Here is a 24,014-nt window from a genome sequence, read left to right on the forward strand (position 1 = left end):
GTTGTACGGATGCCGAAACGGGAATGCCTGCTCCTGGCTATCCGATGCCAGACGCTCCTTCCGATAAAGTTCCTCAGTTCCTGAACGATTATATCGAGTTTTATAAAACTCCGAGAGGTTTCCACGAGCGTTCGGTTTCCAATCAGGTTTGGACAGCCACTACACTGCTTTCGTTTCTAAATTTTCCATTGCTGTCGTATGCTCACGAAATAGATGTCCCGACCCTTATCGTTGCGGGAGAAAACGCCCATTCCCGCTATATGAGCGAAGATGCCTACCAATCCGTAGGAAGCGAAAATAAGGAACTGCTTATCATTTCCAATGCCCGCCATACGGACTTTTACGACAATCAGGCAGGAGTAATTCCGTTTGATAAGCTGGAAACATTTTTTAAGAAGAATTTACAATAATGTTAAAAATATATATAAATAGCACAATCAAAGAACAACATCGTAACTCACGAAATATGTAAAAATCTGTTTCTTTTTTTCATAATTTCTTGAAAAATACAAAAATCGATGTATTTTTGGTGAAAAATATTCTGATTTAATATGATTGATTGCCAATTGCTTATAAATCAATTTAGAAATAAACTGAATGAATACTTTTCACTATCGGAGGCTACTTTTGAACTTCTCAAAACGCATATTGATTGTATTGCATTGTCTCGTAATGAAATTCTACTGGATTACGGAAAAACCTGCAAGGATTTGTACTTTGTTTGTCAAGGAATTTTGATAGCCTATTTTATAGACAAAAACGGAAGTACATACAATAAAAACATCTTTTTTGAAAACGAGTTTGCAGGTTCTATGGTTTCGGCAATTACCCAAAAGCCTTCCGAATTTGTGATTCAATCTCTTGAAAATAGTCTTGTAATAAAAGTTGATTTTTCAGAATTTAAGCGAATTATTTCACAGAATGAAGAAATTAAAAATTTCTACATCGCCTATTTAGAGAAAAATTGGGTCATCGACAAAGAACAACGGGAAATCGCTATCGTGATGCAAGATGCGATTTTCCGCTACAAAAATCTGCTTGAAAAATACCCCAATATAGACCGTCGCGTACCGCTCAAACATATCGCTTCACATTTGGGCATTACCCCAACGCAACTCAGCAGAATCAGAAAAGAAATTCTATAAAAATACTCTTTCTCAACATATGTAAAGCGTTTTCAGCCGAGACCCTCCTAATTTTGCCGTATGAATACAAAATTACTATTTATATTGGCTTTTATGGGAGGTGTTTGCTTGGCGATTCAAGCCGCATTTAATTCTCAACTGACAGTGCTACTCAAAAAACCGATTTTTACTACTTTCGTTTCTGCGATAAGTTCGGTAGTGTTTTCACTACTATTTGTGCTATTGCTGTTTACAAAAGACCTTCCCAACAAAGAAAGTTTTAGGGAAATCCCTTGGTATTTATGGTTGGCGGGTGGATTTTTCAGTATCGCAGGACTGATGCTTTACTTTGTTACCATTCCTAAAATAGGCATTACCAAAGTTATCGTATTGGGACTTTGCGGACAATTAGTTTTGTCGGTTATCGCAGGGCATTTCGGTTGGCTCAATCTACCTGCTGACCCCATTACCTTGAAAAAAAGCATAGGCGTAATGATAATGATTATAGGAATTCTTTTAATTTATTCAAAATGAACAAAATACATAAAAATATTCAAAATCTCTTTTCGCTTTGGAAAACCGTAAGTGATGATGCAGGAGAATATCATCAATTTGATACAATTTCAATGGCAAAAGTCCCTAATTCGGAGTATCCTAATAGAATTTGGCTGAACCAATATCCTACCAAATTGACCACAGAAACCATACAAAAGATTAAAACCATTGCACTGCAAAATAAAGAACCTCTGCGTTTTAGTCTTTTTACCGATGATTTACATTTTCCCGAAGAAGAACAATTGCTCCGCAATGGATTTGTGAAAAAATCCGAGCAATACGGAATGTCTTTCGCTTTAAAAGAAAAACTTCCCATTGAAAGGCGATTGCATTTTCAACTTGTGCAAAATAAAGAGCAATCTCAACTTTGGTCGGACGTATTTTTAAAGAGTTTCGGCTATAAGATATCCGCCGAAAGCATCTACCAATCGAGTGCGAAAATTCCTTTTTATATCCTTTATTTTCAGAAAGATATTGTAGGAACGGTGCTTACACACCCAACCGAAAATATAATAGGTGTTCATTCTTTGGGCATACTTCCTGAGTTTAGGAAATTAGGCTTCGCGGAAGAGGTAATGACCATACTTATCAATCAATCTATTGACCGACAATGCGAAACGATGACACTACAATCCTCCGCTATGGGCAGAAATCTTTATCTAAAATTAGGCTTTGAAGAGGATTTTTTGATGATAAATTACGCTATTAATTAATATGTTAAAAACTACAAAAAACACAATCAAAGAATAACATTGTGACCCAAGGATTGATTGGGAAATTTTTAGTTTTGAAAATCAAATAATTATCATCAATTTCTTCTGCTTTTAATAGTTTTGACCATAAATCTAATTTTAAATCTAAGATAATAATATCAATTTTATTGACTTCTTAAATAAAAATATTATTGTAAGTATACTTATTATATACACATTTATTATTATCTTTGTCCCGAATTTTAACTAATATAAATTATGTGGACAAAATCGTATTCGGTAGTTACCCAAGAAATTAAAAAAGAGCAAATCTGGCAATTGTTTACAGATATTGATAATTGGAATCGCTGGAAGACTTCCATAAAATACTCAAAATTGTTGGGCGAATTGAAAGTGGGAAGTTTCTTCATCCTAAAACCTAAAAAAGCTCCCAAAGTGAAAATGGAAATTGTGGAATTAGAACCCTTTAGGAAATTCACGGACTTAACCCGATTTCCTCTGGCAAAAATGTACGGGGAACATTTGTACGAAGAAACTCCCAATGGACTAAAAATCACCATAACAATGAGCGTAAAAGGATTGTTATCAAGACTTTGGATAAAACTTGTAGCCAATGATATTGTAAAAAATCTTCCAAAAGATATTGAAAATCAAATCAAACACGCTAAACAATTATAACCTTGTAGTTAGAAAATGAAAAGAATTTTTCAATTAACACCCGAAGACAGCTCTGGTCTTCTGCTTTTACAAGTAACGAATTTGTGGCAAAGAGAAATTAAGAAAATACTACAACCTTTCAGTTTAACACATCCACAATTTATGATTTTGGCAAGTATTTACTGGTTCTCTTTGAAAAAAGAAGAAGCTACACAGGTTTCATTGTCAAATTTCACACAGATTGACCCAATGACTACATCTCAAATCGTTAGAAATTTAGAAAAGAAAACTTTCATAATACGAAAAGAACACAAAACCGACACACGAGCTAAGGTAGTAGAAATTACAAATAAAGGTGTGGACTGCATCAAAAAAGCAATTTTTGAAGTGGAAGAGTTTGACAAGCGTTTTTTTGGAAAGCTCAGTGAAAAGCAATTTTTATTCAATGAGCTTTTAAACATATTATTAAAACTAAAATCATAAAAAAATGGCACAATCAAAGAACAACATCGTAACCCACGGATTAACTTAAAACATACATAGTAAAAAGACACAAAAAACGCTCCTTAGTTGGGGCGTTTTGTGAATAATTCTAATCGTATTTTAAAAAACATTGTACTTTTGCGAGAAAAACACTCCAACAATGAATTACCAAACTTTTGCTCCTCATAAAGATTTATCTGATTTTATAAAATGTTATTGGACGTTGGAAGTCCCCGCAGAGCCTAATCCCAAAAAGCAACAAGCCTTTGTTGATGGATATGTTGAAAGTGGTATCACTGATGTATGCGAAAGAATGAAAACATTATCTATAAAACTGATTTTCAAATCCAAGAAACAATTAATAATAACGGAAAAGCTACTTTTATAAGTTGAATCTAAGCCATTTTATAACACCACAGTAATGAAATACAGAGAAATTAAACCGAATGGATTTTTGAACAACTTTGTGCAATGTTTTTGGTATTACGAAACTACTAACACAGCATTACAACACACCATTTTACCTGACGGCTACTTTGACTTAATTGCAGAGTTTGAAAACGAAACATTGACAACTGTTAAACTCACAGGAATTTGGACAAAACCAAAAGATATACAAATCTCTAAAAACACTAAATTTTTTGCGATTAGGTTTAAACTCTTAGCCATTGAATATATCTTCCAAAAAGAGATTAAATCAATTTTAGACTCAATCGTAAATTTGCCTTTTTCATTTTGGAGCATTGACAAATATAAAACTGATGAATTTGAAAAATTTACTTCTGAAATCTCGGATAATTTAGAGACCTCAATAAAGCATTTAAAGCAAATTGACAGTAGAAAATTAAAACTGTTCGACTTCGTTTATGAACAAAAAATTAAAACAGTTGCCGAAATTTCAAACAAAGTTTTTTGGAGTAGCCGACAAATAAACAGGTATTTTCAAACACGATTTGGAATTACTCTAAAAGAGTTTTTAAACATTGTGCGTTGCAACGCTACATACGAAGAAATTTCAAACGGCAATCTAAATCCAAATCCTGATTATTTTGACCAAGCTCATTTCATAAAAGAAATTAAGAAATATACTGGCGTAACTCCAAAAGAATTAAACCAAAATAAAAACGACCGATTTTTACAATTATCAAAGATGGATTGAATGTAATTTTGTGACCTAATTTTAAATTCAAATAAAAATGAAAATTAGCAAACTTTCACCAAACTTTGAAGTATCCGACATCAAAAAAACGGTTGCTTTTTATGCAGAAAATTTCGGTTTTAACCTCATTATGGCAGTTCCCGAAACACAAGACAGAATTGACCAAATTTTTGCAGAAAACAAAGAATATGTTTACGCAATGATGCAAAAAGACAATGTAGAATTTATGTTTCAACGCTCAGACACATTTAAAAATGATGTTGTTTTTGCAAAAGGACAGGCTATTGGAGCAACTGTTTCATTTTATATGGAAGTAGAAGGCATACAAGAATTCTATCAAGACCTGAAAAGTAAAAATCTTGAATTAACTGAACTAAAAACGACTTGGTACGGAATGCAAGAGTTTTATTTAAAAGACTTAAACGGTTATATTCTTGGATTTGCGGAAAAAGCTGAATAATTATGAATATAGAAGAAGTAAGAAACTTTTGTTTGTCGTTAAAAGGAGCAGAAGAAAAAATGCCTTTTGACGATAAAACACTGGTATTTTCGGTAAAAGGAAAAATGTTTTGTGCGACTGACATTGAAACTTTTGAGTTTCTAAACTTAAAATGCGACCCAGAAGAAGCGATAACTTTAAGAGAAAAATATAGTGAGGTTACACCAGGTTACTATATGAACAAAAAACTTTGGAACAGCGTAAAAACGACAGGAAAAATTACCGACAAACAAATGAAAGAATGGATATTAAACTCTTATCATTTAGTTGTTGCTGGACTTCCAAAGAAAACACAAAAAGAACTGACCGAAGAATAAAAACGGCAGATAACATCGTTTTTGCAAAACTCAGCGAAGTGGTTCAGCGTAGCCAAACGCAAGAGAAGCCTAAGCGCACAATCCAATAAAAAGCCCCAATGATATAAGGAAGTTCAATAAATTTTAAATGCAAGACCACGCAAAAGATTTATTTTTTAGTCCAAAAGAGATATATTTGAAAACTATCTATAATAACGGAAAGTTGCTTTTACAAGTTGAAGCTAAGAAACTATTTAATAACTAATATCAAAAAAATGGCACAATCAAAGAATAACATCGTAACCCACGGCTTAAGTGGAAAAGTAGGAGATATTTTAGTCTTCTCGCAACGAAACGGAAAAACCATTGTTTCCAAAGCTCCCAAAAAACGCAAAGGAGAAGATTCCGAAAAGCAAAAACAACAACAAGCCAAGTTCCAACAGGCGGTACTCTACGGAAAGGCTGTCCTTGCAGACGACAATCAAAAGGCACTTTACGAAACCACAGGCAAAAAAGCCTATAACGTAGCTGTTGCCGACCTGCTCAATGCACCTAAAATCGAAAGTATCAATGTCTCAAACTACAAAGGCAATGCAGGAGACACGATTATTATTCGAGCCACAGACGATTTTAAGGTCGTTTCCGTAAGGGTAATTATCCAAAATGCAGATGGTTCGTTGTTTGAGGAGGGCGAAGCCGTTTTACAAGGTATTGATTGGATTTATACCGCTACCGCACAAAATCCCGACCTCTCAGGAGATAAAATAATCATTCAGGCTTCCGATATTCCTGCTAATGTCACAGAAAAAACAGAAATTTTAAAGTAATTGATTTTTAATTTTAAATGTCACACCAAGAGAAATCGAACTGCTTATTGATTACTACAAAAAAACATCATAAATGAACGAAGAAACAACGAAGAAGTAACGAAGAAGTAACGAAGACACTTTCACAATTTTCAATTTAAAACTACTGAGATAAAAGTCTTCAACTCCGCTGAGACTAATACGAAGTTTTGAAGTCCAAGTACCAAAAATTATTTGGGATTACTAATTTTTATCACAACAGAATAACAGATCCTAAAACACACAAAGACACAATATAATGTGTCTTTTTTTATGATTAAAGGTTGAAAAAAGTTCTCGAATTTACTTCCTAAGTAGAAATAAAAAATCCAGATTTTGTGCGAAAATGGAATGCTTTTTGTAGTAATGCTTAGCAAATTTTTAAATTATTAAGATATGAAATTAAAATATATTCTTTTTTTGGTAATTGGAGGTGCCATTTCGGCGTGTTCTACTTCAAAAGAACAAATTTATTGGGTAAATTCTGTAAAAGTAGATTGTGATGCAGGAGCAGGAAAAGCCGAATGTTTGCAAGTTTCTAAAAATGAATACCTTGATAAAGCTCAATGGGAATATTTTTATGCTCCGATAGAGAATTTCGTTTTCGAGGAAGGATTTTTTAAGAAGATACAAGTCAAAGAAACACAATTAGATAGCAAAAATGTCCCTGCCGATGCTTCTTCGGTAAAATACACAATGATAAAAGAAATTGAAAAACAGAAAGATATGTCTTTTGAACTTAACGGAAATTGGACGTTGGAAAAACTTAACGGAAACCAAGTTACACAATCATTAAAGCCCAATTTGGAGCTTCATTTGCAAGAGAAAAAAATAAACGGAGTTGGCGGATGTAATAATTATTTCGGAACGATTACAGAACTTTATCAGAATAAAATTCAGTTTGGCAAAATTGGTGCAACACGCAAAATGTGTATGGACGATAACATCGAAATGGCATATTTTGATGCCTTGTCGCAGGTGCGTACTTTTAAAATAGACGAAGGAAAGTTGATTTTCTCGGATGCTTCAAATAAAGAGATACTGATTTTCAGTCCTAAAAAGAAGGTAAATGAACGTCTGCACGACATTTGGGGAGCTGTTCGCATTGGAGGAAAGTCGATTGAGAAAAAAGAAGGCATTCCGATATTGGAAATCAATCTCACAGAAATGAGCATCAGTGGAAGCGATAGCTGTAATAATTATTTCGGTCAGATTGAGCAACTTACTGATGAGAAAATTGTCTTCGCAGGAATAGGGGTAACCGCCAAATTATGTCCTGAAATGGAAATTGCCAATCAGTACAACCAAGCTATGGAAAAGGTAACTTCCTACAAATTGGACGGACTTAATTTAATGTTTTACGACATCGACGGAAATGAGCTAATAACTTTTATAAAAGGGGATTAAAATCCTCTTTTTTTGTGTCTATTCTTGTGGAATGTTTTTAATTGAGTTTAAGGGTGTCAATAAATAATAATGAATAACCTCTAAAATGGAGCTATAGTCCTGTGAAAGAATGTTTTATATATCTATCTCTTTCACTACGCTTAGGTGTTGGACAATAACAAAAACAGCCACAGGACAAGGAAATCTCTTATGTAAAGAATGTGGCTGTGTTTTAGTAGGTTCTGTTATCAAGCCTAAACAAAATAAGCAGTTGCAAAACCTAAGATTATGGTAATCAATTTAATATGATTGAACTTATGGTTTTCAGATGCTTCAAATAGAATGACAGACGAAATGTGTAAGAAAATTCCTATAACGATGGCTGATATTTCTACATGGTAATGACCTAGTTGAGGTATGTATTCTGCTAAGAACGTTCCGAAGGGAGTCATCAGAGCAAAAAGCGTTAGAAAAACAAACGTACGTTTAAATCCAATACCTGAATCTAGAAAGAAAATTGTCAATACCATCGCAATTGGCAAGTGATGAACAAAAATCCCGTATGCCATATGATGATGATGGTGCAAAGGGAATCCTTCTAAAATTGAGTGAATGCTTAAGCTGATAAATAACGTCCAAGGGAAGGCGTTCTTTAAATCCTTATGCGGGTGATGTGTATGTCCGTGTTCAGCTCCTTTGGAGAAAAACTCTAATACAATTTGCAGTAAAATTCCTATAACAATCCAAATGCCTAACTGTTTGCCTATTTCGCCGTGATGATCATGGTCGTGGTCGTGTGCCAATGAATGATATACTTCGGGCATTAAGGTAAATATGGTCATAGCTAACAGAAAAGCACCACTGAAAGCTAATAGTAATTTGATATTGCGTTGATTTTTAGGTTTGAAAATAAGTACGATTGCAAAACCTAATACAATCGATAGAAAGGGTAATAGATAGTTCATTCTTTTTTATAAAATTTGTTATACTATTCAAAGATTCAAAGATTCAAAGATTCAAAGATTCAAAGATTCAATAATTTAATGATTTTTTTAGTGAATCACTTATGCAGTGAGCTTTTAATAACTTAAAATTAGATATTTTTCTTATATGTTGCTCTTTTTGCAAAAATTACAGGGTTAAAATTCTTCCAAAGTTGTTGGATAGCAATATTATCTTCTAATTCGGGAGTGATAATGCACTTTTTAATTCCATTTTTCTTAAAAATAGGGTAATAGTAATCGAATAACAACGATGGAATTCCTTTACTCTGATATTCTGGAGATACTCCTATCAAGTAGAAATCGACCATGTCGTGTTTTCTTTTTGCTTGAAGTAGATGCCAAAATCCAAAAGGGAAAAGTTTTCCTTGAGCCTTTTGTAATCCTTTTGAAAATGAAGGTAGTACGATAGCGAAACATACCATTTTTCCTTGGTTGTCCTCGATGAAACCGATGTATTCGGGATTGATAAAGGGAATGTACTTCTTCTTGAAATGCTCTCGTTGTTTTTCAGTGATAGGTACGAATGATGACAGCGATGCGTAGCTCTCATTAAACAAATCGAACATCGCATCAACGTATTTTAGGATTTCGTTTTTCGTATTGGCTTCAACCAACCGGACTCCGTAGCGTTTCTTGATAGCATTTGCTGTTTTATTGAACACCTCTGGGTTTACACTGTCTAAGGTGAAGTAGGTTTCAATATATCCTTTTTCTTTTACCAAGCCCATTTGTTCCAGATGTTGTTTGTAATAAGGATAGGCATACCATGTCATCATATTGGCAATATGGTCATAACCTTCTGTTAACACCCCTACCTTGTCCATGTTTGAAAATCCCATAGGCCCTTCCATATATTGGAGGTTGTACTCTCTTCCTTTTTCGGCAACTTTGTTCAGCAGAGCTTTGGTAACCTCTATGTTATCAATCATATCCAACCATCCAAAACGAATTTTTTGCACTCCTTGTCGCAAATCGTGTTTGTTGACAATAGCTACTACACGTCCGACCATCTTTTGTTGAGCGTCGTACGCTGCATAGAAAAACGCATCTGCGTTTTCAAATACTGGATTTTTAGTTTTGTCGAATGACGTTACCTCATCATTGATGATAGGAGGAACCCAATAAGGATTGTTTTTGTACAAGGAAAATGGAAATTTAACAAAATCCGTAAGTTCTTTTTTTGATGATAACTCTTTAATTAGAATAGTAGCCATTTTTTCTTTCTTTTTATTTTTGTGGGTTTAAACTCCTCTTCATTGCCTTTTAAAATTTCTTTTTTGATGACATCTAAATGTTTGTCAATTCGATATGAAAAACCAACCAATCCCATGTATCGACTTGGTGTATCCTTCCAACTTGCTCCCAAATCTACATTCACTTGGATGTCTTTGGTGAATAGATATGCTCCGCCCAAACGTAGGATATGGTCGCTATAGTAATGACTTTGAATACCTTCGGATTCTAAAAAGATGCTAAATCGACCATTATCAATATTGTGGGTTAAAGTAGCGATGTAACCCAATTCTCGGTTGCTATCCAAAAACCGATTGGCTATTAGGTTTGCAACTAATACGACTCTGGGCATCGGGTGGCTCTGAAGCGAAACCACAGCTTTAGGCGAAAGTGTCGGGATATTGTCGTAATAAAACCTTTTGTTTGGGAAAAAGTTCATTCCTGCATACACACCTATAGCGGGAATTAAGCGTTTCCATTGGAATTTGTTGTTGGCTTTCCAGCTGTATAAGTTTGGTTTCTCATCAAAATAAGGGTTGTAAATCAGGTATTTAGCTCCTATGGTGTTGTTGATGAAACCGATGTTGTTGGAACGTTGGCTCCCCAGATAGTGGTAGTGCGTATGGTCGTATGCTAATGTTCCGTTTAGTACTGCTTCAAACTTATCGCTTAATACTCCGTAACGAGCCGAGTAGTTCAATCTTACTAAAGTCATGTCCGTGTAGGTATACTTATGATTTCGCTGTTCAAACCACAGCCCACCTTCAAATTGGAGTACTTTTCTTCCAACGGCGTACGCACTTTGTGAGTTTCCAGGTTGGTTGGAATTGATAATATCCGTATATTGTCCTCGTGCTATAATCGGAAGTGTATTGATTATCAGTAATATGATGATTTTTCTCATTGTGTCCAATTCATTTGTTTACGAACTGCAAATATAAGTTTATCTCTTTAAATGACAATACTTTTCCTACTTTCAAGAAATAAATAATTAATTACGAATGACAAATAATGACGAATTATAAATTACGAATTACGAAGGCAGGATTTTTCGTGATTTAATTCCAAATTATGTCTTGCATATTGTTAAATCAAATTTTATTACTTTTGCAAAAAAAAACAATCGTATGACCTTTTTTATCACAGGAATTTCTACAGATGTTGGTAAAACAATAGCTTCAGCTATTTTGACAGAAGCATTACACGCCGACTATTGGAAACCTATCCAAGCAGGGGATTTAGACAATTCTGATACCCATAAAGTACAACGATTAGTAACCAATCAAACCTCTGTTTTTCATAAAAATGCTTATGGATTAAACACTCCTGCAAGTCCGCATTTAGCAGCGGAAATAGATGGAGTTTCTATTGATTTGACACAGATAAATCGCCCAAATACTGAGAATCATCTTGTTATTGAAGGAGCGGGAGGACTGTTAGTTCCTTTGAATGATACCCAAACGATTGCCGATTTGATACTTCCGACCGATAAAATCATCATCGTTTCTCGACACTATTTGGGAAGTATTAATCACACTCTTTTAACTTATGAAGCTCTGAAAAACAGAGGGCTATCTGTGTTTGGGATTATTTTCAATGGTGAGGAAAATATGCCAACAGAGGAAGTTATACTCCAAAAAACACAACTTTCTTTTCTCGGACGCATTAACGAAGAGCCCTATTTTGATCGGAATGTGATTGCATATTATGCAGAAAAATTTCAAGAACGATTAACCTCCTTGCTATAGCTCGGTTTTATAATATGGTGTTGTAAAACAAATAATTACTACACAAGGAGGTTAAACTTAGTTTTCGAGTTTAAGTTTCCGATACACAAAACTTAATTTTGTTTTTCTAAATCCTTTAGCATTTGCTCAAAATGGTCTTCAGTAGGTCGTGGCATTTGTGCCGAAATGAATTTCCCATCTTTGTCCAAGAGGATATAAGTTGGATATTTGGTAATATTATAATTCTCTTTAAATGCGTTCATCTCAGAATCAAACGGACGTAGTTGTACAATGGACTTTGATTTGTTTTGAACATCTTGCAACCAGGCTTCACGTTTGCTGTCGGCATTCATTCCAACGAATACAAAATTCGGGTTGTTTTTGTATTTTAGAGCGTACTTTTCAAAATATGGATAATCATGTTTACATGGACCACACCACGTAGCCCATACGTCTATGACTACGTATTTCCCTTTGAAATCGGATAAACGAACGGTCTTGCTTTCTAAGTTTTCAGCTTCAAAGTCAAAGGACTGACTGCCTCGAGAAACTTTTTCACCTTGGCGGTAGATAGTCTTAATTCGGTTTCTGATTTTTGTGTTTTCAATCTGTGAAGCATAGTTTTGTATCAATTCGCTTCTTTCGTTAGTATCGAATGAGGTTTTTAATGATTCATTCAGCTTATAGAACAACAACTGATCTTTGAAAATAGAATCGTTAAGCGTTACGATAGCATTTAACTGTTTGGTTTGCAGAGCAATTTCTGTGGTGTCTTTTTTAGTGAATTCATTCAAAATATATTGTAAATATTCAGGGAAAGCTAATAGGCTATGGTCCGTAAAAGAAATAAAATCTTTGATTTCTTGAATTTCTTTGGGAGGGTTTTCCACAATCTCAGGTTTAGAATGTTTTATTTTTTCCTCAAAGGCTCTCCAATAATTTAAAATTTTCAGTGATGCTAATTTCTTGTGAATCAATAATAAATCTTCGCTAAGAGCGTAATTATCTTTTGTTCGGAAATTGTTGGTTGCTTTCATTCTTTCAGTCCAAATGCTGTATATTTCTTCAACAAATTGGGCTATTTTATTTAATGGTTGATCTCCTTCAATCCAATATTCCAATTTCCATACATTACCGTAACCTTCTTCTGATTTGTATTGCAAGTCCGCTAATCGATTTCCTTTTATTGAAATTATTTTAATATTGTTCTTCGCAATTTTATGCTTAAAGAAAATACTATCGTTGGTTTGGAAAGGGAAATGAATTTGTGCATTATTCTCTTTCATCGGAACCAATAGTGTATATTGTTTCAAAGGTAAATCTTCGGAAATTATATAGTGAAATTTATTGTCCTTTACAGGGATTTCGACTATGGTATCTCGCATAAAACTTTCACTTAAAATCAGTTTAGAAATGTTTTCATCACTGTCAAATTCTCCTGCAATTACAGTGCGATGATGCTTAGGTAAGTGGTTGGGAATCAATAGGTAGTGAACTGACAAAAAACCTACAACCAAAGCCGAAATGGTTGCTATCGCATTCATTCTTTTAGTGAAAACACGTTTTAAGGATTTGCTTTTGAACCAGATAAATCCGACAATAAAGAGAGTGATGAAGGCTATCAAACTCAATTTTTCGGTGTAAAGCAACCAATGATTCAAGTCACTTCCGTAGGTATTTTTAGATGTTTTTGCTAATATGGTTATCGGATTCCAAACTTTTTCAATATCAAAATCTCGTAGGATTCCTGTTCCTATCACTAATGCCACTCCAATCAGTATGGAAATTATAAAACTTGAAAATACGGTTGATAGAATAAATTGTAGTATTGTGAAAAACAAAGCTGCTACAAACATTCTTACAGTAAATTGAAAAAAGAATCCCCACGGGATGTTTATTTCCACGCCCTCAGGTATTTTTCCGAATAGATAAGTAATCCAGGCAAACAATATGGCGCAAACTACAAAGGATAGAATACATATTAAATTGCTAATCAGTACAATTGTCAACTTTGAAGAATATGTAGCTATTTTAGAAATGGGCAGAGTTTCCATCAGTTGCCATCCTCCGTTTCGGTGGTCAATTTGTGTGATTTTAGCACAAGTCAACACAATGAGTAGTGGAAGAAATAAAGATGTTAGCCCTTCCGAAGCTCCGGCGGTGATGTCTTCAAAATAATTATATGGGATAGTAACTGGGGGATTTTCCTTTCTCGTAAGAAAAAACACAAAAATCACCACAGGGATAAATGCCCCGAAAATAGTTGCCATCAAAAAAGTGGCTGTTCCTTTTCTTTTTATATTTTCAGCTCGGAAAGCTGTTTTATAATCGCTTAGAAATGACATAGTTGTAAAATTATTTGGTTAATAGCATAAAAGATTCTTCCAAACCTTCCTGAGGTTTGAGTTCGTAAATTTCGGCTCCGAGTTGTACTAATTGTTTAACCAACTCAGGGACAGCCTCTTTGTTAGCAAGGGTGAAAGTAGCTTTGCCGTCAGTGAACGTAGCCTCAGGGAATTGCTCTTTAATCTTATTAGCTAGTTCTGGAAGATTTCGTAAGAAGATTTGTACTTTGCAGTCACTGTATCTGTCTGAAAGTTCCTTCATAGAGCCTTCAAATTGTAATTTTCCATGTGAAATGATACCCACGTGTGTGCACATTTTCTCAATTTCAGAGAGTAAATGACTTGAAACAAAGATTGTTGTGCCGAAATCTTTATTAAGTTTTACTAGCAGATTCCTGATTTCGAGCATTCCACTAGGGTCAAGTCCGTTTACAGGTTCGTCCAACAGTAATAACGAAGGATTGCTCAACAGTGCCATCGCAATAGCAAGTCTTTGCTTCATTCCCAGGGAATACTTTTTAGCTTTCATGTGTTTACTTCGTTGTAAATCCACAATTTCTAAGTATTTCTCAATGTTTTCTTCTGACACATTTCGCATCAAAGCAATGTAACGCATATTATCGTATCCCGAAAGATGAAGGTATAAGGCGGGGCTTTCCACCAAACAGCCTATATTATCAAATATGTAAGGTATTTGATTTTTAAGTGATTGACCAAAAATTTCGATACTATTGGTATCATCAGGGAGAATTCCTGTAAGCAATCGCATTGTTGTTGATTTTCCTGCTCCGTTAGGTCCTAAAAATCCGTAAATACTTCCCTTAGGAACGTTAATCGACAGGTTATCAATTATTTTCTTTGATTTTGAAAACCCAAAGTTTAGAGCTTTGGTCTGTATGGCGTATTGAGTCATAATATTTATTTTGGATGGGCGAAGATAGTGAAATGTTTGTTAAAATCAAAAAAAATCGTGTGAATTGAGTTTGATTAAGATAACTTCTGTGTAAAAAAAGTGTATTTTCCAATAAAATTATTATTTTTGTCAAAAACAATCTTTATGAAAATCTTAAATGAACTGGACGAGTTGCAAGAAGCGGGGGTCATTACCTCCGAAGTAGCTCAAAATATACGTGCATACTTACACCAAAGAAAACCAAATACCACTAATAGTTTTTTGGTTATTTTCGGTATCTTGGGAGCGGTTCTCATTGGGTTGGGACTTATTCTAATCTTGGCTCATAACTGGGATTATCTTTCGCGGGGAGTCAAAACTATTGTAGCTTTTACGCCTTTGGTCGTCGGTCAGTCAGCCTGTTTTTGGGTGTTGTTTAGACCGCAAAAAACATGGATTTACGAGAGTTTTGCTATTTTTACGGCTCTTTCCGTAGGACTGTGTATAGCAATGGTGCATCAAATTTATAACCTGCCCGAAAATAATATTAGCAATTTTATATTCACTTGGATTTTACTGGGGCTTCCTTTGGTCTATGTGATGAAATCCAAATCGGTAGCGTTGTTTTACATGTTTGGAGTGTCCGCTTATGCTATCAGTACACAGAACGTATTTAACTATGACGAAACCGATAATCACTACTTCCTTATGCAAACCGGGTTGGTAATTGCAATTATTCCTTTTTACTATCGTCTTTTTAAAACTGAAGCTAAAAATAACTACACGGCTGTTTTTCATTGGTTTTTTGTGATAACCTTACTTATCTCCATATTTGCTAATGCTACGGAACAGTATGTGTTTGCTTTGATAATCATTCTTTTATGGATGTTTATTTATGTGGGTAAATATATTCAAAGCAGCATATATTACAATGCTTATAAACTCACAGCCATTCTAGGAATTGTTTTTTTATTGTTTTTCCCTTACTACTCCTACGGCTTCTGGTCTGATTTTCAGTTTATAGCTGTTCTGTTTTTTGGTTTACAATTGTTGTATGCTTACAAAAAGTATTGGGTCAAAAAAGAGGAATTTGATTGGTTGGAGGTGTTTCCGATATTGATAGTAGCACAGGCTTATTGGCTTTCCATTCCCTATATGTTTGATCTATTAGGGCTTGGTTTCGGAATTTGGTATTTGATTAAAGGTGTCAAATCACATCGGTTTTTACTGATTAATTTTGGATTGATAGTACTCACATACGCTATCGGACAGCGATTCTTTGATGCTTACATTCCTTTCCTGTTAAAAGGAATTGTATTCGTTATCTTAGGGATGAGTTTCTTTGTAGTTAATTATTTAATTATTAGAAAAATACGAAAAAATGCGTAACTATATCTTATTCATAGCTTTTGGGCTTATGGTTCTTTTTCAGTGGTTAGTGCCATCGGTAATGATTTGGAACAGAGAAAATATTATCCGTCAGAATCAGGTGTATTTGTTTGAAACAGAGCCTGTTGATCCTCATGATGCTTTTCGAGGGAAATATGTCGTTTTAGGGTTTAGGGACAATAAAGTACAAGCATATGGTTTTGATAGTATTCCTTCTTTTAAGGTAGGGCAGGAAGCGTTTGTTACTGTGGATCGTTATGCAGGTATTGCTTATTTGTCCGAAATTTCAGAACAAGAACCAACGGAAAGAGCTAATTATTTCAAAACAAAGGTTTTACATGTTGATGAATATGGACAAATTACCGTTGATTTCCCCTTCAATCGTTACTATATGAACGAAGAGAAATCACTACGAGCAGAACAAATTTTAAATGATGAGAACCTCAAAGCCTATGCGCAAGTAGCAATCTACAAAGGAGAGGTAGTTTTGAAAGACGTCCTTGTTGAAGGTGTTTCTCTCAAAGATTTTGTAGAAACATATAGAGGAGCTACGACCGATGCTTCTGAGGAAGAGCCTGAGATAATAACTCAACCTATGGAGGAGCCTTCTCAAGTAGAAGAAATCATCATAGAGACTATTAACGAACCTAATGGCGATAATTAGGGAAATTGAAACACACTTGTTATGAAAATATATCCTATTGATACAGTGAACTTTAAACTGGATGGCGGAGCGATGTTTGGCGTCGTTCCCAAGTCGATTTGGCAGAAAACTAATCCTGCCGATGCAAACAATCAAATTGATTTATCAGCTCGATGTATGCTTATTGAAGATAATAACCGATTGATTCTCATCGATACAGGCATGGGGAACAAGCAGTCGGACAAGTTTTTTGGCTATTACGCACTTTGGGGAGATACTAATTTGGATGATTCCCTAAAAAAAGCTGGTTTTCATCGGGATGATATTACCGATGTGTTTATGACCCATTTGCATTTTGATCATTGTGGAGGATCTATCCAATGGAATAAAGAGCGTACAGGCTACGAACCTGCATTTAAAAATGCACGTTTTTGGACAAACGAAAGTCATTGGCGATGGGCAACCCAACCCAATCCACGTGAAAAAGCATCTTTCTTGAAAGAAAATATTTTACCGATGCAGGAAAGCGGACAGTTGCATTTCATTGATCCCAAAGGGAATACGTTTTTAGAACAATCGGAATTAGGTTTTGGAATCTTATTTGTGGATGGACATACCGAAAAACAAATGTTGCCATACATTCACTACAAGGGAAAAACGATTGTGTTCGTTGCAGATTTGTTGCCTACGGTGGGGCATATTCCCTTGCCTTATGTGATGGGCTACGACACACGTCCCTTACTTACCCTCGAGGAAAAAGATAAGTTCTTGCGAGAAGCTGCAGAGAAGGAATATTATTTATTTTTGGAACATGATGCTCATCATCAGCTATGTACGGTACAGCGTACTGAAATTGGTGTACGGCTCAAAAATACGTTTCGTTTTGAGGATGTATTCTAAACTTAGCAGAAAGTAGTAGAGAGGTTAAAATAGCATGTTCGTGTTTTGAGCGTAATAGCTTTGTTGATTTTCGTGATTACTAACCTATGTGGAAGCAAGAGAAATACCGAGTTCAGCATTTAACCACATATCTTTTTTATTTATTAGACTTCTATTTTCAATGTTTTTTGTGTTTTCTATAGGCATTGTAGACAAAGTCCACACAGCGGAGTATGTGAGAATTGATTTTTAGTGAAGTATCTATAGCCTTGGAATGAAATTCGCCGAACTTGTGGAGATAATTTTTGGTTTCACATACCAAGCTTTCGTTTACTATGTTTCAACACAAAAGTACAAATATGAAAACAAATGATGAATTCAACAGAAATATTTGCAATAATTGCATAGAAAACCCAAATGTATATATGCTTTATTTTTAGCATTTTAAAAAAGTAATGTTTTGTTGTTTTATAGATATTTGTGGCATTTAATTACTTTTGTAGTAGAAAGCAGATAACCACAAGAACTTTAGCACAAGAACTAAAAATCAAAAAAAATACTGTATTTTTGTTCCCTAAATTTATTTCATACGATTATGACCGAAGGAAATTTCACGGATTACGTTAAAGTATTTGCAACATCTGGCAACGGAGGTAAGGGGTCTATGCATCTGCATCGAGAGAAATTTGTGGCTAAAGGAGGCCCTGATGGAGGCGATGGAGGTAGAGGAGGACATGTTATCGTCCGTGGAAACAAAAACCTTTGGACGTTGATTCACTTCAAATTCCAGAAACATTTTCGTGCAGGACACGGAGAAAGTGGAGGTGCGAGTCGTAGTACGGGAGCCGATGGACAAGATGTTTATTTAGAAGTGCCGTTGGGAACTATCGTCAAAGATGCTGTTACGGAAGAAATGCTTTTTGAAATTACTGAAGACAAACAGGAAGTTATCGCCCTACGAGGAGGTAAAGGCGGTCTCGGAAATTGGCATTTCAGAAGTGCTACCAATCAAACGCCTCGTTATGCTCAACCAGGTATCCCAGGAGAGGAACGAGAATTATTATTGGAACTCAAAGTGTTGGCTGATGTAGGTTTTGTAGGATTTCCTAACGCAGGGAAATCAACTTTACTTTCGGTTATAACTTCGGCGAAACCCAAAATCGGCGACTATCCGTTCACGACCCTAAAACCTAATTTGGGGATTGTTGAACATCGTGATTTTCAGTCGTTTGTAGTGGCTGATATTCCCGGAATCATTGAAGGAGCCGCCGAAGGAAAGGGGTTAGGTCATTATTTTTTACGCCATATTGAACGAAATTCTACATTATTGTTTTTAATCCCCGCCGATAGCAAGGATATCATAGAGGAATACAATATTCTGCTCAACGAACTGAAAGAATACAACCCAGAGTTGTTGGATAAAGACCGCCTGATAGCCATTTCAAAATCAGATATGTTGGATGATGAATTGACTTTGGCGATAGAAAATGAAATAAAATCTGCTTTAGAGGGGGTTCCGTTCTTGTTTATTTCCTCCGTTTCAGGTAAAGGCATTCAAAACCTGAAAGATACTCTTTGGCAGATGATAAACCGATAGGAAATTACTTTCCTATCAGTTTCGCCACGTCTTTTGCAAAATAAGATGCGATGAGGTCTGCTCCCGCACGTTTGATAGCTACGGTTTGTTCCAACATTACAGCGTCATGATTCAGCCACCCTTTTTCGGAAGCTGCTTTTATCATTGCATATTCCCCTGATACTTGATAGACAGCCACAGGAACTTCGGACATGTTTTTTACTTCTCGAACAATATCTAAATAGCATAATCCGGGTTTAACCATCACAATATCAGCTCCTTCTTCTATGTCCATACGAGTTTCCCGAATGGCTTCCAATCGGTTGTGATAGTCCATTTGATACGTTTTTTTGTCTTTTGGTATGTTTTGAGCATCTACAGGGGCACTATCTAAAGCATCTCGAAAAGGCCCGTAGAAAGAGGAAGCATATTTTGCTGAATATGACATAATTCCCACATCGGTAAATCCTTCATTTTCGAGCGTCTCACGGATGTTTAGGATACGTCCGTCCATCATATCGCTTGGAGCAACAAAATCAGCTCCCGCTTTTGCGTGTGAAAGGCTCATTCCACAAAGAATTTCTACTGTAGAATCGTTGGCAATGCGTCCGTTTTCGATGATGCCATCATGTCCGTACACTGAATATGGATCAAGAGCAACATCCGTCATAACTACCATCTCAGGCACTATATTTTTTACAGTTTTAATGGCTCGTTGCATCAATCCATTGGGATTTACGGCTTCCTTTCCAGAGTTATCCTTCATGTTATCAGGTACTTTTACAAATAACAATACGGATTTCAGCCCTAAGTTCCAAAGTTCTTTCACTTCCTGCTCCAACAAATCTAAGCTATAACGGAAGTAATTGGGCATGGAAGCAATCTCCTCTTTAATGCCTTTACCTTCTACAACAAATAATGGAACAATAAAATCATTGGGGGATAAAATGGTTTCGCGAACCAAACTGCGAATAGCTTCGGTGGTGCGTAACCTTCTATTTCTTCTTAATGGATACATAGTTTTTGTGTATTTTAACAATAAGGCAAAGGTACGAATTATTCCTATAAGCAATCGTTGTCGGCTGTATATATTTTTGGAAAGTGAGCTCAAAAAATGTAAATTCGCCCAAAATTTATAGCATGACCTTACAACAATTACTTATTTCACAGCGATATGTCGTTATCCCTTTGCTGATTACTCCCACCCAACATTTTCAGTTGTCAGCAAAGATTAATGGAATCGAAGGACGTTTCATTTTAGATACAGGAGCATCGAACACTTGTGTAGGGATGGAACATATCGTATATTTTGATTTGGATACGAAACTCTCTGAAATCAAAGCCACTGGAGCAGGTTCAAGTGATATAGAAACTTTACTTTCCGTTAGGAATCACTTAAAAATTGGCACATGGGAGATGAAAAGAACGCCATTAGTTTTGTTTGACCTTACGCATGTAAATGCCGCATTGATACATCATAATGCTGAACCTGTTCATGGGATTATTGGTGCAGACATACTTAAAAAAGGTAAGGCTGTGATTAATTATCCCAAGAAAAAACTCTATTTGAAACTGTAGATTATTTTTACTTTCTTAGAGCTTATATTACAACCAAAATCTTACCGATTTCTTAACAATTAGGTAACATATTTTTTTGAGATTATGCAGAATTTTGCTCCATAAAAATAGTATTTGAATATGGAACAAGTGTATATTTTCATGTTGTTTGTGCTGTTCTCACTGGCTATCTTGGATTTGGTAGTTGGAGTGAGTAACGATGCAGTAAATTTCTTGAATTCGGCAGTAGGTTCACGAGCTGTAACCTTGCGTACGATAATGATTGTTGCAAGTTTAGGGGTTGCCATTGGTGCGATTTTTTCCAGTGGAATGATGGAAATAGCTCGGAGTGGAATTTTTGACCCGACAGAGTTCTATTTCAGTGAAATTATGGTTATTTTTATGACTGTAATGCTTGCTGACGTGCTCCTTTTGGATTTGTTTAACTCCTTGGGATTACCTACATCGACTACTGTTTCCATTGTATTTGAATTGTTAGGAGCTGCTGTCTGTGTGGGAATCATCAAAACCTATAATAACGACCAAAGCATCTCCGCTGTACTCGAATATATCAATACTCAAAAGGCAGGGCAAATCATATACAGTATTTTCTTGTCCGTTCTAATTGCCTTTACGGTAGGAACAATTGTACAGTATTTGGCAAGGTTAGTATTTTCATTCCGATATGAGCGAAATATCCATATTACGGGAGGTCTTTTTGGAGGCCTTTCGCTTACGGCATTGACTTACTTCATCATTTTTAAAGGACTAAAAGGTGTTTCATTCATTTCTTCTGACACACTTGAGTGGTTAGATGAGAACATCAAGCTGATTCTTATCTTGTGTTTGGTAATCTTTACCATACTTTCCCAGATATTCATTCAATTGCGTGTCAATATCTTTAAGATAGTTATCATCGTTGGAACTTTTGGTTTATCGATGGCTTTCGCAGGAAATGACTTGGTGAACTTTATAGGGGTGCCTATTGCTGCATGGCAATCGTTTGAGATGTGGCAATCTTCTGGTTTAGAACCCGATCAATTCACCATGGAAGCTCTTTCAGGGAAGGCTCAAACTCCAACACTTTTATTGATTTTGGCTGGAACGATTATGGTTTTGACTCTTTGGTTTTCCAAAAAAGCACGTAATGTGATTGAAACAGGCGTCAATCTTTCTCGCCAAAGTGAAGGGCAGGAGCGTTTTTCGTCCAATATGCTTTCTCGTTTTGTGGTGCGAATATCGGTTTTTACAGCCAATGTGATTGGATATGTTATTCCTCGAGCAGTAGCTCAAAAAATTGACGAGCGTTTCCAAAAACCTGAAGAAGACCCGAAAATCAAAGACAAAGATGCTCCGGCATTCGACTTGGTACGTGCTTCTACTAATTTGGTGGTTGCAAGTAGTTTGATAGCCTTAGGGACATCGTTAAAATTACCACTCTCGACAACCTATGTTACTTTTATGGTAGCCATGGGTTCCTCGTTAGCTGACCGTGCATGGGGACGCGAGAGTGCAGTATATCGTGTGGCAGGTGTGTTCAATGTTGTAGGAGGTTGGTTCTTAACGGCAGGTGCAGCCTTTTTGTCTGCGTTCGTCGTAGCATTTGTTCTGTACTATGGTGATGTGATTGGACTTATTGGTATGGTGCTTTTAGTTGGATTTTTATTGCTTCGAAGTGCTATCGCTTTTAAAAATAAAGAGAAACAGAAAAACAAAAAGCGTCATTTTGAATATAATGACTTAGTAACCATCAACGCTATTGCTAAAGAAAGTTCAGAATATATTTCGGGAACTATTGAGCGTGTGAACGAACTTTACGGTAAAATTATCAATAATTTAGGTACGCAAGACTTAGGTAAACTGACTAAAAATAAGAAAAACGCAAAAAAAATAGAAAAGGAAATCGACGAGCTGAAAGGAAATATCTACTATTTCATAAAGTCATTAGACGATAGTTCCGTGGTTTCGAGTAAGTTTTATATTATGATTATGGATAATCTCCAAGATATGGCATATTCGCTAAGTACGATTGCTTCACACAGTTATGAGCATGTGAATAATAACCATAAAAACCTTAAATTCAATCAATTGAGAGATTTGAAGGGTGTTTCAGAAAGTATGGAAGAATTGTTCAAAGGGGAGGTAACGGTTTTCCGTAGCGAAAACTATACAAATCTGCATAATGTATTAGGAAAAGGAGTGGAATTGAAGAAGCACGTTTCAAACATGGTTCAAAAACAAATTGACCGTATCCGAACTTCAGAAACCAGTCCGAAAAACTCAAAACTTTATTTCAGTCTGCTGTTGGAAACCAACGCGTTAGTTAGAGCTAATAATAATCTGCTTTTACAATTTGATGAGTTTCAGCACGAATTGAAAAAGCGAAATCGCAACCGCAAATAATTTATTGATTAACAACAACTTAAAACCACATAGGAAAATAGAACAAACTCTATGTTACTATGTGGTTTTTGTTAGTTTATAGTTTACCTACTTTTACTTTGACAATGAGGCAAAATAGCAATTAGCAACCTCAAAGCAATTATTTTTTTTCATACAATGTAACAAAATCAAGTACAACATTATTAGAACCAGGATGATGTCCAATCATAACCTGTTTATATATTGAAGACAGCAATGCCTCTCTATGTCCCATAGTACTTCCCATCCAAGCATCTACAAGTTGCCTAACAGTTGCTCTTGGGGGCACCGTCACAATATTTTCCCCAACATCTGTAAAGAGTATTTTAGTAGCCTCCATTCTCATAAAAATTGATCTCCCCTCTGCATCAAAATGATCATTCCAGTCAAGCTCTTTATCCTCTCCACTTTCCGAAAGGTACTTGGAATGTTCCTGTGCCAGAGGAAGGTCTATCATACGAAACGGCGGTAATTTGTGTTCTTTTCGGATGCTATTGATATAGTCCAGCATAATAGTTTGTAGTTGGGCAAGCGATAAGCTACGTACCTCACTGTCATAGAGATGTTTGGATTGGGGAAGCACTTTCTTATTTTGGCAAAACACATTACTCGCCTGATGTCCTCCCATCAA

At 35.6% G+C, this 24,014-nt stretch carries 26 protein-coding genes; 19 read left to right on the plus strand and 7 right to left on the minus strand.

Annotation, left to right across the window (positions count from 1 at the left end; genetic code table 11):
- The 12 genes from CCAND38_RS08485 to CCAND38_RS08540 all read left to right on the plus strand — a co-directional run.
- Window positions 1-410 (plus strand): alpha/beta hydrolase (locus tag CCAND38_RS08485; RefSeq protein ID WP_042344847.1); only part of this gene is annotated, 410 nt, incomplete at its 5' end.
- Window positions 411-551: 141 nt separating this feature from the next.
- Window positions 552-1,145, plus strand: coding sequence for a Crp/Fnr family transcriptional regulator (locus tag CCAND38_RS08490; protein ID WP_042344850.1), 594 nt, complete (start codon window positions 552-554; stop codon window positions 1,143-1,145).
- 60 nt (window positions 1,146-1,205) lie between these two features.
- Complete coding sequence (locus CCAND38_RS08495; protein WP_042344852.1) at window positions 1,206-1,658, plus strand: DMT family transporter; 453 nt, start codon at window positions 1,206-1,208, stop codon at window positions 1,656-1,658.
- Window positions 1,655-2,392 (plus strand): GNAT family N-acetyltransferase, encoded by a 738-nt coding sequence (locus CCAND38_RS08500; protein ID WP_042344853.1) that lies wholly within the window; start codon window positions 1,655-1,657, stop codon window positions 2,390-2,392. Before CCAND38_RS08495 ends, CCAND38_RS08500 begins: the two co-directional genes overlap by 4 nt.
- Before the next feature lie 258 nt (window positions 2,393-2,650).
- Window positions 2,651-3,070 (plus strand): SRPBCC family protein, encoded by a 420-nt coding sequence (locus CCAND38_RS08505; RefSeq protein ID WP_042344855.1) that lies wholly within the window; start codon window positions 2,651-2,653, stop codon window positions 3,068-3,070.
- 15 nt (window positions 3,071-3,085) lie between these two features.
- A complete protein-coding gene (locus CCAND38_RS08510) occupies window positions 3,086-3,532 on the plus strand; it encodes a MarR family winged helix-turn-helix transcriptional regulator (protein WP_018279006.1) in 447 nt (148 codons plus the stop codon).
- A gap of 160 nt (window positions 3,533-3,692) precedes the next feature.
- Window positions 3,693-3,920 carry a DUF6597 domain-containing transcriptional factor gene (locus CCAND38_RS08515; RefSeq protein WP_042344856.1) on the plus strand — a complete coding sequence of 76 codons (228 nt, stop codon included), beginning with the start codon at window positions 3,693-3,695 and terminating at the stop codon, window positions 3,918-3,920.
- 33 nt (window positions 3,921-3,953) lie between these two features.
- Entirely contained in the window at window positions 3,954-4,691 is a 738-nt protein-coding gene (locus CCAND38_RS08520) for a DUF6597 domain-containing transcriptional factor (protein WP_042344858.1), read from the plus strand.
- Between the two features lie 37 nt (window positions 4,692-4,728).
- Complete coding sequence (locus CCAND38_RS08525; RefSeq protein ID WP_042344859.1) at window positions 4,729-5,151, plus strand: VOC family protein; 423 nt, start codon at window positions 4,729-4,731, stop codon at window positions 5,149-5,151.
- A gap of 2 nt (window positions 5,152-5,153) precedes the next feature.
- Entirely contained in the window at window positions 5,154-5,507 is a 354-nt protein-coding gene (locus CCAND38_RS08530; RefSeq protein WP_041999121.1) for an MmcQ/YjbR family DNA-binding protein, read from the plus strand.
- Between the two features lie 254 nt (window positions 5,508-5,761).
- Window positions 5,762-6,313: a hypothetical protein gene (locus CCAND38_RS08535; RefSeq protein WP_042344860.1), complete on the plus strand. Its 552-nt coding sequence runs from the start codon at window positions 5,762-5,764 to the stop codon at window positions 6,311-6,313.
- A 414-nt stretch (window positions 6,314-6,727) separates the two neighbouring features.
- Window positions 6,728-7,738 (plus strand): META domain-containing protein, encoded by a 1,011-nt coding sequence (locus CCAND38_RS08540; protein WP_042344862.1) that lies wholly within the window; start codon window positions 6,728-6,730, stop codon window positions 7,736-7,738.
- Between the two features lie 233 nt (window positions 7,739-7,971).
- Here CCAND38_RS08540 and CCAND38_RS08545 read toward each other — a convergent pair whose 3' ends face one another.
- From CCAND38_RS08545 to CCAND38_RS08555, 3 genes are all read right to left on the minus strand, one after another.
- Window positions 7,972-8,682 carry a ZIP family metal transporter gene (locus tag CCAND38_RS08545; protein WP_042009793.1) on the minus strand — a complete coding sequence of 237 codons (711 nt, stop codon included), beginning with the start codon at window positions 8,680-8,682 and terminating at the stop codon, window positions 7,972-7,974.
- A 128-nt stretch (window positions 8,683-8,810) separates the two neighbouring features.
- Window positions 8,811-9,935: a GNAT family N-acetyltransferase gene (locus CCAND38_RS08550; protein ID WP_042344864.1), complete on the minus strand. Its 1,125-nt coding sequence runs from the start codon at window positions 9,933-9,935 to the stop codon at window positions 8,811-8,813.
- Window positions 9,920-10,858, minus strand: coding sequence for a transporter (locus tag CCAND38_RS08555; protein ID WP_042344866.1), 939 nt, complete (start codon window positions 10,856-10,858; stop codon window positions 9,920-9,922). Before CCAND38_RS08555 ends, CCAND38_RS08550 begins: the two co-directional genes overlap by 16 nt.
- 223 nt (window positions 10,859-11,081) lie before the next feature.
- On the opposite strand from CCAND38_RS08555, the gene bioD reads away from it, so the two are divergent.
- The gene (gene bioD, locus CCAND38_RS08560; RefSeq protein ID WP_042344867.1) at window positions 11,082-11,702 is read left to right on the plus strand and encodes a dethiobiotin synthase; all 621 of its coding nucleotides are present in this window, start codon (window positions 11,082-11,084) and stop codon (window positions 11,700-11,702) included.
- A gap of 92 nt (window positions 11,703-11,794) precedes the next feature.
- On the opposite strand, the gene CCAND38_RS08565 is transcribed toward bioD, so the two are convergent.
- Both CCAND38_RS08565 and CCAND38_RS08570 read right to left on the minus strand, forming a co-directional pair.
- Window positions 11,795-14,026, minus strand: a complete 2,232-nt coding sequence (locus CCAND38_RS08565) for a redoxin family protein (protein ID WP_042344868.1) — start codon at window positions 14,024-14,026, stop codon at window positions 11,795-11,797.
- A gap of 10 nt (window positions 14,027-14,036) precedes the next feature.
- Window positions 14,037-14,939, minus strand: coding sequence for an ATP-binding cassette domain-containing protein (locus CCAND38_RS08570; protein WP_042344870.1), 903 nt, complete (start codon window positions 14,937-14,939; stop codon window positions 14,037-14,039).
- Between the two features lie 144 nt (window positions 14,940-15,083).
- Between CCAND38_RS08570 and CCAND38_RS08575 the strand changes: the two genes are divergently transcribed.
- From CCAND38_RS08575 to obgE, 4 genes are all read left to right on the plus strand, one after another.
- Window positions 15,084-16,307 (plus strand): DUF2157 domain-containing protein, encoded by a 1,224-nt coding sequence (locus tag CCAND38_RS08575; RefSeq protein WP_042344871.1) that lies wholly within the window; start codon window positions 15,084-15,086, stop codon window positions 16,305-16,307.
- Window positions 16,300-16,971 carry a GDYXXLXY domain-containing protein gene (locus CCAND38_RS08580; protein ID WP_042009801.1) on the plus strand — a complete coding sequence of 224 codons (672 nt, stop codon included), beginning with the start codon at window positions 16,300-16,302 and terminating at the stop codon, window positions 16,969-16,971. The genes CCAND38_RS08575 and CCAND38_RS08580 overlap by 8 nt, the downstream gene beginning before the upstream one ends.
- A gap of 21 nt (window positions 16,972-16,992) precedes the next feature.
- Entirely contained in the window at window positions 16,993-17,850 is an 858-nt protein-coding gene (locus tag CCAND38_RS08585) for an MBL fold metallo-hydrolase (RefSeq protein ID WP_042344873.1), read from the plus strand.
- 574 nt (window positions 17,851-18,424) lie between these two features.
- Window positions 18,425-19,426, plus strand: coding sequence for a GTPase ObgE (gene obgE / locus CCAND38_RS08590; RefSeq protein WP_042009803.1), 1,002 nt, complete (start codon window positions 18,425-18,427; stop codon window positions 19,424-19,426).
- A gap of 4 nt (window positions 19,427-19,430) precedes the next feature.
- Here obgE and hemB read toward each other — a convergent pair whose 3' ends face one another.
- Window positions 19,431-20,423: a porphobilinogen synthase gene (gene hemB / locus CCAND38_RS08595; RefSeq protein ID WP_042009804.1), complete on the minus strand. Its 993-nt coding sequence runs from the start codon at window positions 20,421-20,423 to the stop codon at window positions 19,431-19,433.
- 122 nt (window positions 20,424-20,545) lie between these two features.
- Here hemB and CCAND38_RS08600 point away from each other — a divergent pair, with 122 nt between their 5' ends.
- Both CCAND38_RS08600 and CCAND38_RS08605 read left to right on the plus strand, forming a co-directional pair.
- Window positions 20,546-20,983: a retropepsin-like aspartic protease gene (locus CCAND38_RS08600; protein WP_042344875.1), complete on the plus strand. Its 438-nt coding sequence runs from the start codon at window positions 20,546-20,548 to the stop codon at window positions 20,981-20,983.
- A gap of 120 nt (window positions 20,984-21,103) precedes the next feature.
- On the plus strand, window positions 21,104-23,365 hold the full coding sequence (locus CCAND38_RS08605; RefSeq protein WP_042344878.1) for an inorganic phosphate transporter: 2,262 nt from the start codon (window positions 21,104-21,106) through the stop codon (window positions 23,363-23,365).
- Window positions 23,366-23,504: 139 nt separating this feature from the next.
- On the opposite strand, the gene CCAND38_RS08610 is transcribed toward CCAND38_RS08605, so the two are convergent.
- Window positions 23,505-24,014 (minus strand): CAP domain-containing protein (locus tag CCAND38_RS08610; RefSeq protein ID WP_156129790.1); only part of this gene is annotated, 510 nt, incomplete at its 5' end.

It is taken from the genome of Capnocytophaga canis (assembly GCF_000827555.1).
GTDB lineage: Bacteria > Bacteroidota > Bacteroidia > Flavobacteriales > Flavobacteriaceae > Capnocytophaga > Capnocytophaga canis.

Excerpts from the sequence above, each read along its gene's own strand:
- CCAND38_RS08530 (WP_041999121.1), top strand. The coding sequence starts at position 5,154 with ATGAATATAGAAGAAGTAAGAAACTTTTGTTTGTCGTTAAAAGGAGCA.
- CCAND38_RS08575 (WP_042344871.1), top strand. The coding sequence starts at position 15,084 with ATGAAAATCTTAAATGAACTGGACGAGTTGCAAGAAGCGGGGGTCATT.
- CCAND38_RS08545 (WP_042009793.1), bottom strand. The coding sequence starts at position 8,682 with ATGAACTATCTATTACCCTTTCTATCGATTGTATTAGGTTTTGCAATC.
- CCAND38_RS08500 (WP_042344853.1), top strand. The coding sequence starts at position 1,655 with ATGAACAAAATACATAAAAATATTCAAAATCTCTTTTCGCTTTGGAAA.
- CCAND38_RS08515 (WP_042344856.1), top strand. The coding sequence starts at position 3,693 with ATGAATTACCAAACTTTTGCTCCTCATAAAGATTTATCTGATTTTATA.
- CCAND38_RS08540 (WP_042344862.1), top strand. The coding sequence starts at position 6,728 with ATGAAATTAAAATATATTCTTTTTTTGGTAATTGGAGGTGCCATTTCG.
- CCAND38_RS08565 (WP_042344868.1), bottom strand. The coding sequence starts at position 14,026 with ATGTCATTTCTAAGCGATTATAAAACAGCTTTCCGAGCTGAAAATATA.
- CCAND38_RS08525 (WP_042344859.1), top strand. The coding sequence starts at position 4,729 with ATGAAAATTAGCAAACTTTCACCAAACTTTGAAGTATCCGACATCAAA.
- bioD (WP_042344867.1), top strand. The coding sequence starts at position 11,082 with ATGACCTTTTTTATCACAGGAATTTCTACAGATGTTGGTAAAACAATA.
- CCAND38_RS08535 (WP_042344860.1), top strand. The coding sequence starts at position 5,762 with ATGGCACAATCAAAGAATAACATCGTAACCCACGGCTTAAGTGGAAAA.
- CCAND38_RS08580 (WP_042009801.1), top strand. The coding sequence starts at position 16,300 with ATGCGTAACTATATCTTATTCATAGCTTTTGGGCTTATGGTTCTTTTT.
- obgE (WP_042009803.1), top strand. The coding sequence starts at position 18,425 with ATGACCGAAGGAAATTTCACGGATTACGTTAAAGTATTTGCAACATCT.
- CCAND38_RS08510 (WP_018279006.1), top strand. The coding sequence starts at position 3,086 with ATGAAAAGAATTTTTCAATTAACACCCGAAGACAGCTCTGGTCTTCTG.
- CCAND38_RS08585 (WP_042344873.1), top strand. The coding sequence starts at position 16,993 with ATGAAAATATATCCTATTGATACAGTGAACTTTAAACTGGATGGCGGA.
- hemB (WP_042009804.1), bottom strand. The coding sequence starts at position 20,423 with ATGTATCCATTAAGAAGAAATAGAAGGTTACGCACCACCGAAGCTATT.
- CCAND38_RS08605 (WP_042344878.1), top strand. The coding sequence starts at position 21,104 with ATGGAACAAGTGTATATTTTCATGTTGTTTGTGCTGTTCTCACTGGCT.
- CCAND38_RS08505 (WP_042344855.1), top strand. The coding sequence starts at position 2,651 with ATGTGGACAAAATCGTATTCGGTAGTTACCCAAGAAATTAAAAAAGAG.
- CCAND38_RS08600 (WP_042344875.1), top strand. The coding sequence starts at position 20,546 with ATGACCTTACAACAATTACTTATTTCACAGCGATATGTCGTTATCCCT.
- CCAND38_RS08520 (WP_042344858.1), top strand. The coding sequence starts at position 3,954 with ATGAAATACAGAGAAATTAAACCGAATGGATTTTTGAACAACTTTGTG.
- CCAND38_RS08490 (WP_042344850.1), top strand. The coding sequence starts at position 552 with ATGATTGATTGCCAATTGCTTATAAATCAATTTAGAAATAAACTGAAT.
- CCAND38_RS08570 (WP_042344870.1), bottom strand. The coding sequence starts at position 14,939 with ATGACTCAATACGCCATACAGACCAAAGCTCTAAACTTTGGGTTTTCA.
- CCAND38_RS08555 (WP_042344866.1), bottom strand. The coding sequence starts at position 10,858 with ATGAGAAAAATCATCATATTACTGATAATCAATACACTTCCGATTATA.
- CCAND38_RS08550 (WP_042344864.1), bottom strand. The coding sequence starts at position 9,935 with ATGGCTACTATTCTAATTAAAGAGTTATCATCAAAAAAAGAACTTACG.
- CCAND38_RS08495 (WP_042344852.1), top strand. The coding sequence starts at position 1,206 with ATGAATACAAAATTACTATTTATATTGGCTTTTATGGGAGGTGTTTGC.